This is a genomic window from Photorhabdus sp. P32 (assembly GCF_038085095.1).
Taxonomy (GTDB): domain Bacteria; phylum Pseudomonadota; class Gammaproteobacteria; order Enterobacterales; family Enterobacteriaceae; genus Photorhabdus; species Photorhabdus luminescens.
On sequence record NZ_JAZGJN010000262.1, the window covers coordinates 1 to 17,802 of the forward strand.

A 17,802-nucleotide genomic window follows, 5' to 3' on the forward strand; every position below is an offset into this window, starting at 1 on the left:
CCACAACCCGGCTGCTTTGTTGAATACTCTGGCATTACGCATGCCACAGCATGAGGAAGCTCTGATGACTATCGCTGAAAAACTGCGCCTTGAAGGCGAACAACGCGGGATTCAGAAAGGTATACAGAAAGGTATACAGCTGGGCGAACAGAGAGGTATACAGCTGGGCGAACAGAAAGGTATACAGCTGGGCGAACAGAAAGGTATACAGCTGGGCGAACAGAGAGGTATACAGCTGGGCGAACAGAGAGGTATACAGCTGGGCGAACAGAAAGGTATACAGCTGGGCGAACAAAAAGGCCGTAAAGAGGAAGCGATTAAGATTGCCCGCACTATGTTGGTTAGTGGTCTTGATCGCACGACCGTTATGAAAATGACCGGTCTTTCCGAAGACGAATTGGCGCAAATTCGCCACTAATTCTGGCACCAGTAAGAATTCCATTAAGGGCGTTGGCTATAGCAGCTAACGCTTTTTTATTGGAAAGGTTAATAAAGGAAAGAGCTGCATGATACCGTAAGCGCCCGCCGGAACTCTGGCCGCCATATATTCCAATAAACTATAAGTATCAACGCCAAGACGCTCCGCCATCAGCTTTTCTTCTGCGCAAAATGTAATTCAAGAAGTTCGTATATATTGGGTAGAAGCGCAGACACAACTGTTTCTTTACAGTTTCGTTAGTTGATCTTGCCAATATTTTAGACGTCATACTTTATTCCTCTTAATAATATATGTGCATTAAACTGACACATTGGTGTAAATAGGAATTACAATAATTAAATTATTGCACTAGCTAATGGTTATGTTTAGCTGAAATAAATAGAATTATCCCGTCTATGAAATTGATTTCTCGACCTGTACCATATGTAATCTCTCTGTCACTATTTCACATGCGTCAAGTAATGAATAGAATAAGTTTTCTAATTCAGTTCGACTTCCAATAAGCAATTTTTGCTTTAACGTGTTCTCACATTCTTTTAGATTTTGCGTATATTTAATAATGTCAGTGAGAATTTCATTATCTCTGTAGTATTCCAAAACCTGCGTTTTCTTAGTTGGATAGAAACCACTTTTTAGGATTTGCAAAGGCCGTAAGCAGCCGTGATCAGTGAGTTTCATCATCAGTCCAAGCATATAATGTGCCCGATGTCCATATGTACCAGAAATCAGATAAGAACGAGCTATTTGCCTTATAGTAAATAGATTGTTGATAATGCCATATACATCACCTTTCAATGACGGTTTCATTTCTAAAGCAAGATTACCATAGACACGCTTAGTTCCATTGATGAGCGCATATGCTCTGAAACTAGGATATTGGTGAACATTAGATTCACTATATACGGAGATGGATAAATCCTTGAACCTGGATTGTGTTGAGCGGATTGCTTCAAGAATGACTGTATCGACTTCATCCACAATAGCGATAGAGTCTATATCTGAACCATTTCGCATATCACCTCGGGCAGCACTACCATGAAGATAAAAGGCTAATAATCTATCTCCAATAAACTGCTTTAAGAGAATAATCACTTGATCAATGAGAGGTTGTAATGAAAGAGAATCGTCGACTTTACCACGTGCTGGCACAATACGTGTCTCTGGGTACAGCCGCTGCAATAATGTCGAATAGTACTCCGCAATTCCACTTAACCGTGCCGCTGCATCACGAAAAACATTAATATTGGACAAAAGTTCTTCTTCAAACTTTTGCCAAGATGTATTGCAAGTGATCAACCAATCAAGGTCTTTTGTTGGTGCTTTCAAAACATACGCGCTATCTTTATGAATACAGGATAGCTCCGTTGATTCGAGCAGACGATATAGCCCCAATTCGGCGTAACGCATTGCCCAGCCAAGCTGACGTACTCCCCAAACGTGAGTCTTTGGCGTCAAGTTTCTGAGGTAATAAAGACGCGCAATATGGGCAACGCTAAAGACTGCTTGTCTATATATATCAAGATTGCCTTTGATATCAGGGAGTCCCACATCACCGATTTTTTCCGACCGTAAGAGCCAAAGATTCTTAGTAAATTGCCACATACAATGAGGCGGATAATACGATAACTCACTAATAGTAAGATAATTTAGGGTAAACTCAAAAAACTCCGCCTGAAGATACCTTAGTGATGTAATGCAATCTGTGACTAAATTGTCAGCTACAATCACATAGAAATACCTCACACACCGAGAAGAATAATCAGGTTGGCGGAGATATGAATCAGTTTCCACAATACCAAGGAGATTATCTCCAAAAACTTCTAATGCGGACTGAATAAAATAGTCAGATCTTGCGTCCATATAAATTTACCCTAATAAGTAATCAAGTCTATAAATCATAAATCGAATTAAGCTATATGCTTTAGTAGGTCATAATCGTAACAACAGGGATCTCAATTAAAAACGGTTCATTAAGAATGATATGCTTGTTCTAAGACTTCCAGAAGTTCTTCTGGGTTCTTGAGTAAAGCAGATTTCATACCATTAGCATTCGCTAATAGATGAAATTGCTCCCCAAATAGTTGCTGATTATCTTCATAATCCTGGGAATATCAGTCGTTCCAAGCTTAATACTAATTGCTTTGCGCTCATCGAAAATCTCTTTAAGCTCTTTATGCTTTTGAGATAAACCTTAGTTCCTCACAGTAAAAACATTCCAGAGATAAGCCCCACAAAGATGGTTTTAGATCTTCTCCAAAGTCGTAACCGATTAAAATAAGAAGCTCAACATCGTCGAAAAGGTCTGATATAATTGACCGACGATACATTCCATCAAGATATTTATTCAATCTACGGATAAATTAATAAAAAAATCAATTAATAATGACAATTGTCTTTAAGAATTGTCATTCAGACATAAAAATATTTGGTGCACAAGGCGTATATCAGCGCAAGCACACCCAACAAACCCTCAGCAAATCAACCGGTTGAAAGTTATAACCCCGGCGCCTTCCATAATGAAGTTGTCAAACCATGATCGACCAATGTTAATTGATCGGCATATATCGCCTGCCAGTCCTGTTTAGCCTTTTGATACACTTCATAATGTTCAGGATTTGGCTGATATTCATGTTGCCAACGCACCAGTTTTTCCCCTGTAGCCACCATTGCATCGTAAAGCCCAACTCCCACTCCGGCAGCAATTGCACACCCTAAAGCAGTAGATTCTTTAACCATCGGCACCCGAACCGGCAACCCTGTCACATCAGATAGAATCTGGCTCCATAATTTTCCTTTCGAACCCCCACCAGCGAATACCAGTGAATCCGGTTTTACTGCCGAAAAGGCAGAAATTAGATCCAGATTACAGGCCGAGACAATTGCTGCATTCTCTTCCAACGCGCGGAACAGGGTCGCTTTGTTACATTTCTCAGGATCAATGGAAAGGTTAATAAAGGAAGGTGCGGCGTGATACCAAGCTTTAAACCGCATCACATCAGAGAAAATTGGCATGATACCGTAAGCGCCTGCCGGCACTCTGGCCGCCATATCTTCCATTAAGCCATAAGTATCAACGCCAAGACGCTCCGCCAACAGCTTTTCTTCCGCGCAAAATGCATCCCTAAACCAACGCATGGTTAAGCCAGTAAAGAAACTAATGGACTCCGCCTGAACCATACCAGGAATAACATGAGGATTTATCCGTGTATTCATATTTGGGTCAGTGACCGGTTCCGGCAAATTGACAACCTGCTGCCAAAATGTGCCGCCGATAACAGCGGTCTGAGCAGGCTTGACAACCCCTAAACCAAGACAACCGAGCTGTACATCACCACCGCCCATAATGACCGGAGTGCCAACATTCAGTCCGCATTGCGTAGCGGCTTTCTCCGTGACGTAGCCTAACAAAGTGCCAGTCTCTTTTACCGACGAAAGAATATCAGAACGCAATCCTGCCATTTCAAGCAAATCGGGACGCCAGTCACGGCTCACCAGATCTAGCATGCCTGTCGTACCGGCATTAGAGGGATCGACAGCCAACTCACCACTGAGCATATTTGCCAGCCAGTCGCTGATCATGGTTAAAGCGGCTGCCTGACGATAGATATCCGGGCGATGATGAGCCAGCCATAACAGACGAGGCATCGCACCTAACGCTAATGTTTGCCCTGAACACTGATAAACATCATATTCAAAAGTGTTGTCATACAGCGCCTTCAATTCACTCACTTCATGGCTGGAGCGCGCGTCCACATTAGCGCAAGCCCAGATCGGCTCGCCATTGCGGTTATAAAGCACAATGCCTTCCCGCATGGAACAGGATGCCACCCCCTGAATAGCACTGGCAGGCAATTGTGCGGTTTTCAGCGCCTGACGAATACATTGGCAAGCCAGTTGCCAGTTCGTCGCTAAATCAAACTCCATTGAACCCGGTACATCAGGTACAGGCTGATGTATCCATTCAGCCTGCCCTGCGGCGATCTGATTCCCTGCAAGATCAAATATCACTGCACGAACACTCCCTGTTCCTGCATCAAGCGCCATCAGATATTTTCCCGATGGATTAGCACTACGGCATTGATTCATGATGCTATCCTCCGTCTAATTATTTATTGAACTTATAGCTTTACCTCAAATTTTTCTGCTTGTTTCACGGATAGAGTCAATACGGGTTCAGCGCAGCAAATTCAGCATTGCTTTGGCAGTCTGCTCTTCAGTCACCAATCCATTGATATATTGACCGTTCAGCGCAGCAATAATGGCTTCGGCTTTCTCTTCCCCTCCCGCAACGCCAATCACGGTTGGGATGGTTTTTAGTTCCGACATGGAGATACCAATTAGCTCCTGATGAATCTGCATATCCTCCACCAGTTCACCATCAGCACGCATAAAATAGCCAAGAATATCGCCCACAGCGCCTTTCCGACCAAACATTAGCTGTTCGCCACCACTGATATAACCAGAACGCATAATTGTCGCCTGCTGTTTCTGATTCACTGCGCCAATACCAACGATAGCAATATCAGCCGCACAAGCCGCCAGCAAAACATCACGGACACTGCTCTCCTGACGAAATGTTTTAGCAACTTGAGCCGTCGAAGCACGTAATGGGGCGGGAATAATACTGATTGAACAAGCTGCATCCAGTTGACCAATACCGGTCATATAAGGACCGACACCACCAGATAATGTGACTAACCTGATTTGCTGTGATGAGATGAAACCGCTTAAATGTTGCAATGTGCACATGGTGGTTTCACCAAATCCCACAGCCAATAATTGCTGCGGTTCAATCAATGCCATCAGCAAATGCGCCGCGCCAATCCCCAATCTGGCATTAAGATTCATATTCGCCAGCGCAGGTAAAACGCGCACTTGTTTCAAAGAGAAATGTTTTTGCAGGGTATCTTCCAGCTCCAGACACCCCTCATAACGAGAGTTAATTTGTACCCGAATGACGCCTGATTGCCGCCCTTTCTCCAGTAATCTGGAGACTTTTAACCGGCTCAAACCAAGCAAATCGCCGATGTCGCCTTGTGTCAGGCCATCGTGATAGTAAAACCATGCAATACGCGCAAGAAGCTCTTCTTCACTCATGCTATTACCCGGATAGGTGTCCTCAGACGATACATTTTTCTCTTTAGCTGATTTTTCTTTCACTGATTTTATCGACATAACCACTTTCTTTTATCCGCACTCAACAGATAACCATTAAAACGTATAACACGCCAGAGTCTTACTGCAAAAATTTGAACACAATTCAATGAATACATAAATTTTTCACAAAATGTGATCTAAATATTGCCAATATCACAATTTAACAGCTACCATGTTGAACAATTGTTTTTTAAATATATAAATGTTCATTTTTGTTTGCCTCCGCACCTGTATGTAAGAGGATGCCGCGATGTTACATAACAACACCGCAGTACCACCACTATTAGAAGTCAGTGGCATCAGTAAGCAATTTTCCGGCGTAATGGTACTGAAACATATTGATTTTACTCTGCTTCCGGGGCAGATACATGCTCTGTTAGGGGGTAATGGCGCGGGCAAATCAACACTTATGAAGATTATTGCCGGTATCGAACAGCCGGATAAAGGCATTCTCAAGATTGACAGTAATCATGTTAGCCATCTTAATCCCACCAAGGCTCATCAACTTGGTATTTATCTGATACCACAAGAACCATTGTTATTTCCGAATTTGTCTGTACAGGAAAACATCCTGTTTCGTTTGCCAAAGCATCAGGTAGATAAGGCTAAAATGAAGCAGCTACTAGCATTACTTGGCTGTCAATTAGATCTACATGTCAGTGCCAGCAGCCTTAATGTTGCCGATCAGCAACTGGTCGAAATTATGCGCGGCCTGATGCGTAATTCAAAAATATTAATCCTTGATGAACCCACCGCCTCCCTGACGCCCGCAGAAACCGAACGCCTATTTACCCAGCTCCGCAAGTTACAACAGCAAGGTGTCGGCATCATTTTTATTTCTCACAAAATCCCTGAAATTTACCAATTAGCGGGTCAGGTCAGTGTCATGCGTGACGGCAGTATTGCTTTAAGTGGCGAAATCTGCGATTACACAACCGATGATATTATTCAAGCTATTACACCGGTCGCAAAAAATCAGCCATTAAACAACACCCAAAAATTGAGCCTGGATCTCAGCAATAATCAGCACCAAACAGCATCAGATCAACCAATACTGGCAGTCACAAAACTGAGCGGCGAGGGTTTCAGCAATATCACATTCTCAGTGAAACCTGGTGAAATTCTTGGCTTGGCCGGGGTTGTTGGCGCGGGCCGCACAGAATTGGCTGAAACACTTTATGGCCTGCGCCCTGCGATATCCGGCGAAATTAAGTTAAAACAACACGCTGTTAATGGGCTGAAAACTGCTCAACGTCTGGCTCAGGGCTTAGTTTATTTGCCGGAAGATAGACAATCATCAGGGTTATTTCTGGATTCATCACTCGGCTGGAATATCTGCTCATTAACCCACAATCGCAATACATTCTGGATACGTCCCGCCTATGACACAGCAGTACTTGAGCGCTATTGCCAAACCCTAAATATTAAATTCAGCCATATCAACCAACCGATCAAAACGCTGTCCGGCGGTAATCAACAAAAAATTCTGATTGCTAAATGTCTGGAAGCTCACCCCTCCGTTCTCATTATTGATGAACCTACACGTGGCGTGGATGTCGCGGCACGCAATGATATTTACCAATTGATTCGTCATATCGCCCAACAACAAGTAGCCATTATTCTTATTTCATCGGATTTAGATGAGGTAGTTCGCATGGCTGATCGGGTATTAGTCATGCATCAGGGAGAGATCAACGGCGAATTAACTAAGCAACAGATGGATGTTGACACCATTATGCATATCGCCTTCGGCGAACATAAACCACAACAGGCGGCATCATGTTGAAACTTATCCAGAATAACCGCGAAATTACCGCATTGATTGCCATTCTCTGTCTATTCGGTTTACTCAGTATCATCGACCACCAATATTTTAACTTACAAACTATCACTCTGGTTTTCAGCAGTGCGCAGATCCTTATCTTGCTTGCCATAGGGGCAACGCTGGTCATGCTGACTCGCAATATTGATGTTTCTGTCGGCTCCATTGTCGGCTTATGCGCAGTCATTATGGGAATGTCATTGAATGCCGGCTTTAGCCTGCCCGTTTCCTGCCTGTTGACTCTTCTGCTCGGTATGTGTGCCGGGTTCATCAATGGCGCACTGGTCACCTGGCTGAAAATTCCCGCGATTGTTACTACCCTCGGCACGTTGGGGCTTTACCGTGGACTGATGTTATTGCTTACTGACGGCAAATGGATTGAAGGCTTACCGGACGAATTAAAGCGCCTTTCCGCACCGTTGTGGCTCAATATCTCACCTATCGGCTGGCTGTTAATGATCCTGATATTAGCAATGGCGTGGATACTGGCAAAAACCACATTTGGCCGGAGCTTTTACGCCACAGGAGATAACCTGCAAGGCGCTCGTCAACTTGGCGTCCGTACAGATAGCATCCAAATTATCGCCTTCTCCGTGAATGGCGTTATGGCCGCGCTGGCCGGGATTGTTTTTGCTTCCCAGATTGGTTTTATCCCAAATCAGACCGGCAGTGGGCTGGAAATGAGAGCTATCGCAGCTTGTGTGTTAGGCGGTATCAGTCTGCTTGGCGGCACCGGTACCGTGATCGGCGCTATTTTAGGCGCATTTTTCCTGACACAAATAAACAGTGGCTTAGTACTGCTAAAACTCCCTGCCTGGTGGAACGACTTTATTGCCGGATTTGTGCTGCTGGCAGTGTTGATTTTTGATGGACGCCTTCGCTGCGCCATCGAAAAAAATATCCGTCAACAGAAATATGCCCGTTTCCTCAAAAATGACAAAAGTAATCAGGTGACATAATGAATATCGGTCAACGTTATGGCTGGGAATTCGCCTTAGCCGCATTACTGATTATTGAAATTTTGCTGTTTGGCATAGCAAATTCGCGCATGCTGGATATCAATATATTGTTGCTCAGTACCAGTGATTTCATCTGTATCGGGATTGTAGCCTTGCCATTGACGATGGTTATTGTAAGTGGGGGTATCGATATTTCATTCGGCTCAACCATTGGTCTGTGCGCAATATCGCTCGGAGTAATGAATCAGGCCAGTATGCCAATGGTTGCCGCTATTCCTTTGACGCTGCTAGTCGGTGCAATATGTGGAGTAATCAATGCAGCCCTCATTTTATATACCGGCATTAACCCATTGGTTATCACACTCGGCACCCTATATCTGTTCGGCGGCAGCGCCCTACTACTTTCCGGCATCTCCGGCGCAACCGGGTACGAAGGCATTGGCGGCTTTCCACAGGCATTGACTGATTTTGCTAATTTGACTTTGTTCGGTCTGCCTATGCCATTAATGCTATTTCTACTCTGCGTCCTTATTTGCTGGCTGTTCATGCATCGTACACACAGTGGACGCAACATTTTTCTGATTGGACAAAGCAGTAAAGTTGCCCGTTATGCTGCAATTCCCATTGCCCGAACACTGTATCTTATCTATACCCTGACCGGCATAGCTTCTGCTATCGCCGCCATTGTATTAGTTTCCTATTTTGGATCAGCGCGCTCTGACCTTGGCGCGTCATTTCTAATGCCGGCAATCACCGCGGTAGTATTGGGCGGAGCCAATATTTACGGTGGTTCAGGTTCAATCATCGGCACCGCGCTGGCTATATTATTAATTGGTTATTTACAACAGGGGTTACAGATGGCTGGCGTTCCCAATCAGGTCGCCAGCGCCCTCGCCGGCGCCCTGTTGATTATTGCCGTGGTAGGACGTTCCATCAGCCTGCACCACCACCAAATCCGTGACTGGATACAGCGATGGCGAAATCAGAGATTGTCTTCATAAACCTACAGATTGAATTTTATGACATTACAGTCCTCTGAAACCCAACAAATGGAGAGAGTAATGAAAACATTAATCCTGAAAAAACTGGCTCTAATTAGCCTACTAAGCTTGGCTTGCGCCTCTTGGGTACACGCCGACGAAAGAATCGCTTTCATCCCTAAACTGGTCGGTGTCGGCTTTTTTACCAGTGGCGGCCAAGGCGCAGTAGCCGCCGGCAAAGCCTTAGGTATCAATGTTACCTATGATGGGCCAACAGAACCCAGTGTTGCCGGGCAAGTTCAGCTTATCAACAACTTCGTAAACCAAGGCTATAATGCGATTGTGGTCTCTGCGGTTTCACCGGATGGCCTATGCCCCGCGTTGAAACGGGCCATGAAACGAGGAGTGAAAATTCTAACCTGGGATTCAGACACTTCGCCGGAATGCCGTTCAATTTATATTAACCAAGGCACGCCAAACCAACTGGGAGGAATGCTGGTAGATATGGCTGCCAATCAGGTGCAAAAAAAACAAGCCAAAGTCGCGTTTTTCTACTCCAGCCCAACGGTAACTGACCAAAACCAATGGGTAAAAGAAGCCAAAGATAAAATTGCCGCGGAACATCCAGATTGGGAAATTGTCACTACTCAGTTTGGTTATAACGATGCAACCAAATCCTTACAAACCGCAGAAGGGATCTTAAAAGCCTGGAGTGATTTGGATGCGATTATCGCCCCGGATGCCAACGCTCTGCCAGCCGCAGCGCAAGCGGCAGAAAATCTGAAACGACAAAATGTTGCAATCGTGGGTTTCAGTACTCCCAATGTCATGCGTCCTTATGTTGAACGCGGAACCGTCAAACAATTCGGGCTCTGGGATGTCGTCAACCAAGGCAAGATATCAATTTATGTCGCCAACGAATTACTCAAAAAAGGTGATTTAAATGTCGGCGATAGACTAGATATTCCCGATATTGGCACTGTTGAAGTTGTACCAAACCGCGTTCAGGGTTACCGCTATGAAGCCAAAGGCAACGGTATTGTTGTTCTACCTGAACGGGTCATTTTCACCAAAGACAATATCAATCAATACAATTTCTAATACTACGGCCCAGCAATTCTGCCATGCATGGTTGCTGGCCCAATGTAAGTGAGTTAGGAGAAGAAAAATGGCAGATTTAGATGATATTAAAGACGGTAAAGATTTTGGTATTGATATCCCACAGAAGAATAACCTGTTTGAACTGAAAGGCTGTGGCGCACTGGATTGGGGAATGCAATCACGACTTTCACGCATTTTTAATCCCAAAACCAATCGAACGGTTATGTTGGCTTTCGACCACGGTTATTTTCAGGGACCAACAACCGGACTTGAGCGCATTGATATCAATATTGCTCCGCTGTTTCCCCATACCGATGTCTTGATGTGTACTCGTGGTATTTTGCGCAGTCAGGTCCCGCCGGCAACCAACAAACCCGTGGTCTTGCGTGCTTCCGGCGCCAACTCGATTCTGACGGAATTGTCCAATGAGGCGGTCGCGGTTGCTATGGAAGATGCTTTACGCCTGAATGTCTGTGCAGTAGCCGCTCAGGTCTATATCGGATCTGAATATGAGCATCAGTCAATTAAGAATATTATCAAATTAGTCGATCAGGGAATGCGTTACGGTATGCCAACGATGGCAGTCACTGGCGTTGGGAAAGATATGGTTCGGGATCAACGTTATTTTTCTCTGGCGACGCGCATTGCGGCCGAAATGGGCGCGCAAATCATTAAAACTTACTATGTCGATACAGGCTTTGAGCGTATTGCCAGCGGATGTCCAGTTCCTATTGTCATTGCCGGTGGTAAAAAGCTGCCAGAAAAAGAGGCGCTGGAAATGTGTTATCAGGCAATTGATCAAGGGGCTGCCGGTGTTGATATGGGACGTAATATATTCCAATCCGAAGCACCAATTGCCATGTTAAAAGCGGTCCAAGCCGTCGTACACCAGAATGAGAATGCCAGCAAAGCTTACGAGTTATTTTTAAGTGAAAAACAATAAGGAGAAATTAAGATGCACGTAACTCTGGTTGAAATTAATGTGAAGCAAGACAAATTAGACGAATTTATTGAAATTTTTCGCCTTAATCATCTGGGATCAATTAAAGAAGAAGGCAATTTACGTTTTGATGTATTACGGGATGAAAATATCCCTACCCGCTTTTATATTTATGAAGCCTATGTTGATGAAAAAGCGGCTTACGCACACAAGCAAACCCCTCATTATCTGCAATGTGTTGAAAAACTTGAATTTCTGATGTCTGAACCAAGGAAAAAGAGATCGTTTATTGGTGTGATGCCAGAAATAAAATAAATAAAACGCTTCAATATAATATCACGATAAAATACAACATCGTTTAAATAATTAAATTACCCGGGACAGAATACTCTGCCCGGGGATTTTGTTCTTGTAATTTTTGGTCTTTTCTCTTAACCATGTCTTCCCCCTTCCAATTCTCCCCTAGCGGCAATAAGTACTTGCTCTGGTATTTTTACCAAGACGTCTTTGGAGTTTTTATTACCTAACCAACTATTATTCGAACCAAACCAAGTAGCCAATCCCCAAGAGGTTTTTTTATCACCAAATAACGTGATTATCCTCTTAACAATATCAAGAGGTTTAAAAACTTCATTTAAAGCATATTAAGGAAAATAGTTTTTACCATCAATCGTAATTGCAAAAATCTTATTACTATTTTTCCATCTATTTGGTCCTGTGCTCTTATTTCTGGATTTAAACCCATATCCATCTGAAACAGCCACTGAAGTTAACCAGATTGAATATGATAGGATTGACTCCTTTAAAGCCTTTCCGAGCACTAACAAGCGAGCATCACGATCTTGCTTATGTTCAGATGATAGTTTCCTAGAATTATCTGTTCCGATTTCCATTTATTTCTTCACCTTAGCGAACGAATGCATTCTAGTTATCATAATATTGATATACCTTCTCATAACAACATATGAATATATTCAATATTTGGGAATTTAGCTATTCAACTAAAACAGAAAGCGAAATTAATCAATTTTTCTATCAAAAATCACTTTATCAAAATCATTATTGCGTGTCAGCCACAAAGAAAGTGCTTTCAGATAATTACGGCCATTCTTCGTAGTCTCCAGTGGAGCCATGTTTGAATTTCGTTGCCATCTTGGTAGCAATCTGATTCATATCCAAATCTTCACCAGTAAAATTAGCTGGAATGTTTTTTAACTCAGTTGTCCCTCGCTGAGCAAACTCAACAAAATTAATAATCTCTTCATACATATGTGCAGGCACAGCATAGAACTGAATCTGATTGTTTGATGAGACAGCAATAGCATCCCCTTGGGCTTCCGCCAAAGCCGCACTAGGATTGGATTTGAACTTGCTTATGGGTATGGTGTAACCACACATAACCTTCTGTAACATATAAACACCTCCATTTAACATAGTCACACATAGATCTAAATTTAGGTCAGATTATAGCCCTATATTTGGAGCCACCAACATTTTGTTGGCTGTAGACAACAATTTTATCACCGTCTAGCAAGCAATCCTTTCCTACATTTTGTAGTTACCGTTCACTCTGAATATGCGCACGTATTGATTAAACACTCGCCTATAGTGCGATTATTGGCCCGAATCAATTACCATAAGGCAGACATATATTGCCATTTGCAAAATGAATGTATTGACCTACAAAACGATTACAACAAACTTTATCTTCCAAGAATAACGCTGTGTTCTTCCTGTCTATTAATAAAATCAACAAACAATAATTCCCAACAGAATCTCTCAAAGTCAAAATCTGCATTACTGAATGTCGTGTTAATAATACCGATATCACCAATAAACAATTGCTTTAAAACCAATCAAAAAGGTTGACTTTTGATCAGATTTCGCTATTTTGAGGAATAGAAAGAGCTTTGATTAGCATTCTCCTCTTTGATACTAACTTGGAATATTTCAAATATACTCTCCAAACAGGCAAACATACTTATGTTTTATCTTCTTGGTAGCACGGAGAAAGTTAGAAGCAAAAGAGATGGGTCTGACAACCAAACTACTTTCTTATCTGCATAATTCATACAAATAACATAGGAGTAAATATATTTTGGCTGACTGAATGCCAATTCCAATAGGCGTAATTGTTGCAGGCAGTTTGAACACGGACAGCGCGGAAAAACCGGAGCGTACACGTAGTACGTGAGGATTTTGAGCACTGCCCAGGTTCAAAATGGCAAATAAAATAGCCTTATTGGGATAGGCAGTTAATTTATTTAACAATAAAAGGGGGTAATCAGGGACTGATCTCCGCGGGCTGTTCATCAATTGACTCGATTGGCAATAAATACCAAACTAACCATCAAGATGAAATTCTAGTTTACAGTTTAAGCCACTCAATGTTACGTAAGAAAAACATTAAACATCAACCGGTGATAATTACAAAACCCGTTGATAAATCAACGCCTCTGTTAGGTGTTGCTATTTCCAATAATGAAGTAATGGATTGTTTTATTAACCATTATCGGACAAGTTTAAATGGAGGATTAGAGTTATATTTTAATTTAAAACTAATCGGAGCTCAAATATTGGAATACAGTGTACTCCATCCTAATTCTTTAGAACATAATGACCAGCAACCTCAAGAAACGCTATCGTTAATATATAAAAGTATAACATGGAACCATATTATCGCAGGGACAGGCGGTTATAGTATATGGGAAGATACGGTATATTAACACCCAATAAAATATCACCTCCCAAACGGGAGATATTTAAGGTTTACCCATAGTAAGAAGACAAGAATATGCAATTGCAAAAAACAAAGCACCAAACCGGATTGAGCTATAATCATAAATATTAAAATAATGTGGAAATATATATACCAGTACACCACCATTTACAGAAATATTATGCTGTACAGTATTAACAACCACAAAAATAACAGTAAAAAGTACCGCTCTAATATAACCCTTTACATATCCCCTCAGCTTAAAAAGTACAATAAGCACGAAAATAGACATTGCGTAATAAATAATTACAAAAAAGATATTATAATTGGATAACGTCATACTATCACTCATCTTTTTCACCATTATTTCTGCTTTTCTTTTCTTCACTATAGGGTTTATCCATAATAAGAAGACAAGGATATACAAATACAAAAACCCAAGCACCATACTTAATTGAATCATAATCGTAAATACTAAAATAATGTGGTAATATATATACCAGCACACCACCATTTACACAAATACTATATTGAACAGTACTAACAACCACAATAATAACAGTGAAAAGCACCTCTCGAATATAGCCCCTTACATATCCCCTCAGCTTAAACAATACAATAAGCACGAAAATAGATATTGCGTAATAAATAATTACAAAAAAGACGTTGTAATAGGATAATATCACATCATCGTTCATTTTCTTTACCATTATCTCTGCTTTGCTTTTCGCTTTCCTCACGATAAAATTTACTCACAGGCATCAGACAGCAATATACAATAAAGAAAAACAAAGCACCAAATCGAATTGAACTATAATCATAAATACTAAAATAATGTGGATATATATATATCAAAACACCTCCATTTAATAAAATATTATATTGAATAAAAGTAAAAACAGAAAGAAAAACAGTAAAAACAACTGCTTGAATATAAATTTTTACGTACCCCCTCAGCTTAAAAAGTATAATAAATACGAAAATAGAAATTGCGTAATAAATAATTACAAAAAAGACATTGTAATAGGATAACGTCACATCATCATTCATTTTTTTTACCATTAGAAATCGAATAAATACCGAAACTAGTCACAGCATCACCAGTAAACTCAGCAAGCAAAGGTATTTTCCCCATCTCTTGCCACCCTCTGATGTAATCAGTTTTTATATACCTAAATAAACGAAAAGTTCCGGGCCTCACAACAGATCTTGCCATTCCGTATCCAGACAACCCCAGATCTACGTAGCCGTAAATTTTATCACCATCAGCCTCACTATAACCCAGTGTTTTAGCTGCATCACGATAAACATCTCTTACCGGACCAGAAGCCTCTTTTCTTAATAACAGGTAATACCCATTCTCATAAACATTATTTCCTCCTTACACCAACAATGGAACACCAAAACCCGCACACGCAGCACCAAGAGAAGCCACACATACGCCAATACCTGCAAAGATTTGAGAGCCACCACTCACAAAACCAACTTGTTTCAAAAATAAATTGATTCTTTCATCCTCTTTTTCTTTTTTTTCTTTTTGAACAATCATATATAGCTTGCTATCATTTATTAACAGGTCAAGCTCCTGTCTCCTCAGATTATCTATTTCATCTTGCAAGATTGCAATACCACCATCAACAGATAAGCAATTTGTACCTATCTCATAATTAACCGTTCTGATTAGTTCATTTATTTCGAAAATAAAACGACAGCTGCTTCTAACATCATAAAGATATCTAAAATTAAGCCTGGATGATATCTCATGTAGTTCTTTAATTTTGAGCTCTAAATTATGCCAACTTTGTCTTGATGAACACACCATGTTAAACCTCTAAACTCATTAATTTTGACTCATACGATCCTCAAACAATGCGATAACCATTCCATGATCCTGTCCAAAAGAACGCTGTAAGCCCTGAACCTTAGAATTCTGATTATAAATTCCAATGGATGGCCGTTATATAAAAAGGCTGCCATCCATTGCTGAATCAGATAACTATGATTTAGTCCCACATAATCCTAATTCCTAACAACATTCAGCTTAACTCAAACCCAATTTATCATTGATTTAAGACGAAATAGCCCCATTGATTGGCTCCCTCATAACCAAATAACAACAGCTATTAAGGCACTCCAATATCGAGAAATGCTTTTATACCCGTCATCTTTCAAGTTGCCTCTTTGTTGGCTGCGCTCACTCGCCCCGGTCACATAGTTATCTATGCTCCCGGGGATTCGCTCCCTTGCCGTCGCGATGCATCTTGAAATCCATAGGGTATATCATAGCGGATACCCAGATTATCTGGGCCATACAATATCTTTCATTACTTCTATCAAACCAAACCCATTAAATCACAATAATAGAACAACAAATAGTCCTTTCTTCCCCAAACACTTAATTTCTTAAACACTAGCCATCATTAAAACCCAATTTTATTCTTTAGACTTCTTAAACACTATCTATTATTCAAACCTAATAATCATATCCCCGTAGAGTTTTTTATCCCTAAAGAATCCGGTTATTTTTATTAATAAAATCAAGAAGTTTAAAATCTTCATACCCTTTTACTATCTAATGTAATTTGAATCCATTGCCCTGCTATGTGCTATTATTTTCTTCCTTACACGATTAGAATTTCATTTGAAATAACATTTCCTACATCGGCTTAACGCAAAAGTCAGCAATATCAGTCAGGCAATGTCTCTTATATTCAGGCATAGTACTCTCTAATTGGAGGATGCAATGCATAATGATAAAACCGACGCCTACGTCAAACGGTTCAATCAGGTATTTAATTATATTGAGCGCCATTTGGACGAGCCGCTCACATTGGAACAACTGAGTGAAGTAGCGAATTTTTCGCGTTATCACTTTCACAGACAGTTTGCCAATTACTGCGGCATACCTGTAGGACGCTATATCCAACTAATGAGATTAAAGCGTGCTTCTTACCGTCTGGCATTCAATCCGTTAGAAAAAATCATTGATATTGCGTTGGACGCAGGTTTTCAAAACCCAGAATCGTTCAGCCGGGCCTTTAAACAATCATTTGGTCTAACACCAAGCCAATTCCGAAAACAACCGGCTTGGATAAATTGGTACCAGTCTATTCCTGAACAGAAACATATAAGGACACAAACCATGAATGTAAAAATTGTTAATTTTCCAGAAACTCTCGTTGCTATATTGGCCCATCATGGTCAACCCGAATTAGTCAATGCAACAGCCGCACGCTTTATCAAATGGCGCAAAACCACAGGACTGTCGCCGGTTACCAGCAGTCAAACCTACGGTATCGCTCCACACGATCCAGCAACGATAACAGGAGAAGATTTCCGTTTTGACATTTGCGGCACAGTAGAGGCGCCAATCCAAGAGGATAATCTGTTCGGAGTGATCAACGGTGCCATACCCAGTGGCCGTTGTGCCGTAGCTCGCCATTATGGTTCACATGATTCTTTATCGGAGAGCGCTCGGTATTTGTATCGCGACTGGCTACCTGCCAGCGGAGAGGAACTGCGCGATTTCCCACTGTACTTTCATTACCTTAACTTCGTACATGAAGTCGCTACACACGAATTACTGACGGATATTTATTTACCGCTTAAATAGAATAGTACTTGTACCACTATACGCATATTTTACGACACGTTAATTGGAGGATGGCCGCCCACCATCCTCCAG

17 protein-coding genes and 2 pseudogenes are annotated in these 17,802 nt (G+C 41.5%); 9 read left to right on the forward strand and 10 right to left on the reverse strand.

The genetic code is table 11. The annotated features are described in order from the left end of the window. Positions 1-418, forward strand: a pseudogene (locus tag V2H77_RS11770) (hypothetical protein); the annotation flags it as partial. Between the two features lie 45 nt (positions 419-463). Here V2H77_RS11770 and V2H77_RS11775 read toward each other — a convergent pair. The 4 genes from V2H77_RS11775 to lsrR form a co-directional block, all read right to left on the reverse strand. Continuing rightward, positions 464-589 (reverse strand): hypothetical protein, encoded by a 126-nt coding sequence (locus V2H77_RS11775; RefSeq protein WP_341498929.1) that lies wholly within the window; start codon positions 587-589, stop codon positions 464-466. A gap of 243 nt (positions 590-832) precedes the next feature. Next, complete coding sequence (locus V2H77_RS11780) at positions 833-2,299, reverse strand: nucleotidyltransferase domain-containing protein (RefSeq protein ID WP_341498930.1); 1,467 nt, start codon at positions 2,297-2,299, stop codon at positions 833-835. Between the two features lie 633 nt (positions 2,300-2,932). Beyond that, entirely contained in the window at positions 2,933-4,525 is a 1,593-nt protein-coding gene (gene lsrK / locus V2H77_RS11785) for an autoinducer-2 kinase (RefSeq protein ID WP_341498931.1), read from the reverse strand. Between the two features lie 87 nt (positions 4,526-4,612). Next, on the reverse strand, positions 4,613-5,614 hold the full coding sequence (gene lsrR / locus V2H77_RS11790; RefSeq protein ID WP_341498932.1) for a transcriptional regulator LsrR: 1,002 nt from the start codon (positions 5,612-5,614) through the stop codon (positions 4,613-4,615). Between the two features lie 232 nt (positions 5,615-5,846). On the opposite strand from lsrR, the gene lsrA reads away from it, so the two are divergent. From lsrA to lsrG, 6 genes are all read left to right on the forward strand, one after another. After that, positions 5,847-7,382 (forward strand): autoinducer 2 ABC transporter ATP-binding protein LsrA, encoded by a 1,536-nt coding sequence (lsrA, locus tag V2H77_RS11795; protein ID WP_341498933.1) that lies wholly within the window; start codon positions 5,847-5,849, stop codon positions 7,380-7,382. Then, positions 7,376-8,377, forward strand: a complete 1,002-nt coding sequence (gene lsrC, locus V2H77_RS11800; RefSeq protein ID WP_265378547.1) for an autoinducer 2 ABC transporter permease LsrC — start codon at positions 7,376-7,378, stop codon at positions 8,375-8,377. The genes lsrA and lsrC overlap by 7 nt, the downstream gene beginning before the upstream one ends. Next, complete coding sequence (gene lsrD, locus V2H77_RS11805) at positions 8,374-9,378, forward strand: autoinducer 2 ABC transporter permease LsrD (RefSeq protein ID WP_341498960.1); 1,005 nt, start codon at positions 8,374-8,376, stop codon at positions 9,376-9,378. Before lsrC ends, lsrD begins: the two co-directional genes overlap by 4 nt. A gap of 60 nt (positions 9,379-9,438) precedes the next feature. Continuing rightward, the gene (gene lsrB, locus V2H77_RS11810) at positions 9,439-10,458 is read left to right on the forward strand and encodes an autoinducer 2 ABC transporter substrate-binding protein LsrB (protein ID WP_341498934.1); all 1,020 of its coding nucleotides are present in this window, start codon (positions 9,439-9,441) and stop codon (positions 10,456-10,458) included. A gap of 67 nt (positions 10,459-10,525) precedes the next feature. Then, the gene (lsrF, locus tag V2H77_RS11815; RefSeq protein ID WP_341498935.1) at positions 10,526-11,401 is read left to right on the forward strand and encodes a 3-hydroxy-5-phosphonooxypentane-2,4-dione thiolase; all 876 of its coding nucleotides are present in this window, start codon (positions 10,526-10,528) and stop codon (positions 11,399-11,401) included. Positions 11,402-11,413: 12 nt separating this feature from the next. After that, positions 11,414-11,713 (forward strand): (4S)-4-hydroxy-5-phosphonooxypentane-2,3-dione isomerase, encoded by a 300-nt coding sequence (lsrG, locus tag V2H77_RS11820; RefSeq protein WP_265378550.1) that lies wholly within the window; start codon positions 11,414-11,416, stop codon positions 11,711-11,713. Positions 11,714-12,042: 329 nt separating this feature from the next. On the opposite strand, the gene V2H77_RS11825 is transcribed toward lsrG, so the two are convergent. Both V2H77_RS11825 and V2H77_RS11830 read right to left on the reverse strand, forming a co-directional pair. Further along, entirely contained in the window at positions 12,043-12,291 is a 249-nt protein-coding gene (locus V2H77_RS11825; protein WP_341498936.1) for a hypothetical protein, read from the reverse strand. A gap of 205 nt (positions 12,292-12,496) precedes the next feature. Next, positions 12,497-12,811 (reverse strand): antitoxin of toxin-antitoxin stability system, encoded by a 315-nt coding sequence (locus tag V2H77_RS11830; RefSeq protein ID WP_341498937.1) that lies wholly within the window; start codon positions 12,809-12,811, stop codon positions 12,497-12,499. Positions 12,812-13,656: 845 nt separating this feature from the next. On the opposite strand from V2H77_RS11830, the gene V2H77_RS11835 reads away from it, so the two are divergent. Then, positions 13,657-14,124, forward strand: coding sequence for an Hcp family type VI secretion system effector (locus tag V2H77_RS11835; protein ID WP_341498961.1), 468 nt, complete (start codon positions 13,657-13,659; stop codon positions 14,122-14,124). A gap of 36 nt (positions 14,125-14,160) precedes the next feature. On the opposite strand, the gene V2H77_RS11840 is transcribed toward V2H77_RS11835, so the two are convergent. From V2H77_RS11840 to V2H77_RS11855, 4 genes and pseudogenes are all read right to left on the reverse strand, one after another. Further along, entirely contained in the window at positions 14,161-14,469 is a 309-nt protein-coding gene (locus V2H77_RS11840) for a hypothetical protein (RefSeq protein ID WP_341498938.1), read from the reverse strand. Further along, entirely contained in the window at positions 14,462-14,815 is a 354-nt protein-coding gene (locus tag V2H77_RS11845) for a hypothetical protein (RefSeq protein ID WP_341498939.1), read from the reverse strand. The genes V2H77_RS11840 and V2H77_RS11845 overlap by 8 nt, the downstream gene beginning before the upstream one ends. Next, positions 14,805-15,167 (reverse strand): hypothetical protein, encoded by a 363-nt coding sequence (locus V2H77_RS11850; protein ID WP_341498940.1) that lies wholly within the window; start codon positions 15,165-15,167, stop codon positions 14,805-14,807. Before V2H77_RS11850 ends, V2H77_RS11845 begins: the two co-directional genes overlap by 11 nt. Further along, a pseudogene (locus tag V2H77_RS11855) lies at positions 15,160-15,939 on the reverse strand (DUF4225 domain-containing protein). The gene V2H77_RS11850 and the pseudogene V2H77_RS11855 overlap by 8 nt, the downstream one beginning before the upstream one ends. A 921-nt stretch (positions 15,940-16,860) precedes the next feature. Between V2H77_RS11855 and V2H77_RS11860 the strand changes: the two are divergent. Continuing rightward, entirely contained in the window at positions 16,861-17,730 is an 870-nt protein-coding gene (locus V2H77_RS11860; protein ID WP_341498941.1) for an AraC family transcriptional regulator, read from the forward strand. Positions 17,731-17,802: the final 72 nt, after the last annotated feature.

Coding starts and splice junctions, on each gene's coding strand:
- V2H77_RS11775 (WP_341498929.1), bottom strand. CDS start 589: ATGGCGGAGCGTCTTGGCGTTGATACTTATAGTTTATTGGAATATATG.
- V2H77_RS11780 (WP_341498930.1), bottom strand. CDS start 2,299: ATGGACGCAAGATCTGACTATTTTATTCAGTCCGCATTAGAAGTTTTT.
- lsrK (WP_341498931.1), bottom strand. CDS start 4,525: ATGAATCAATGCCGTAGTGCTAATCCATCGGGAAAATATCTGATGGCG.
- lsrR (WP_341498932.1), bottom strand. CDS start 5,614: ATGTCGATAAAATCAGTGAAAGAAAAATCAGCTAAAGAGAAAAATGTA.
- lsrA (WP_341498933.1), top strand. CDS start 5,847: ATGTTACATAACAACACCGCAGTACCACCACTATTAGAAGTCAGTGGC.
- lsrC (WP_265378547.1), top strand. CDS start 7,376: ATGTTGAAACTTATCCAGAATAACCGCGAAATTACCGCATTGATTGCC.
- lsrB (WP_341498934.1), top strand. CDS start 9,439: ATGAAAACATTAATCCTGAAAAAACTGGCTCTAATTAGCCTACTAAGC.
- lsrF (WP_341498935.1), top strand. CDS start 10,526: ATGGCAGATTTAGATGATATTAAAGACGGTAAAGATTTTGGTATTGAT.
- lsrG (WP_265378550.1), top strand. CDS start 11,414: ATGCACGTAACTCTGGTTGAAATTAATGTGAAGCAAGACAAATTAGAC.
- V2H77_RS11825 (WP_341498936.1), bottom strand. CDS start 12,291: ATGGAAATCGGAACAGATAATTCTAGGAAACTATCATCTGAACATAAG.
- V2H77_RS11830 (WP_341498937.1), bottom strand. CDS start 12,811: ATGTTACAGAAGGTTATGTGTGGTTACACCATACCCATAAGCAAGTTC.
- V2H77_RS11840 (WP_341498938.1), bottom strand. CDS start 14,469: ATGAGTGATAGTATGACGTTATCCAATTATAATATCTTTTTTGTAATT.
- V2H77_RS11845 (WP_341498939.1), bottom strand. CDS start 14,815: ATGAACGATGATGTGATATTATCCTATTACAACGTCTTTTTTGTAATT.
- V2H77_RS11850 (WP_341498940.1), bottom strand. CDS start 15,167: ATGAATGATGATGTGACGTTATCCTATTACAATGTCTTTTTTGTAATT.
- V2H77_RS11860 (WP_341498941.1), top strand. CDS start 16,861: ATGCATAATGATAAAACCGACGCCTACGTCAAACGGTTCAATCAGGTA.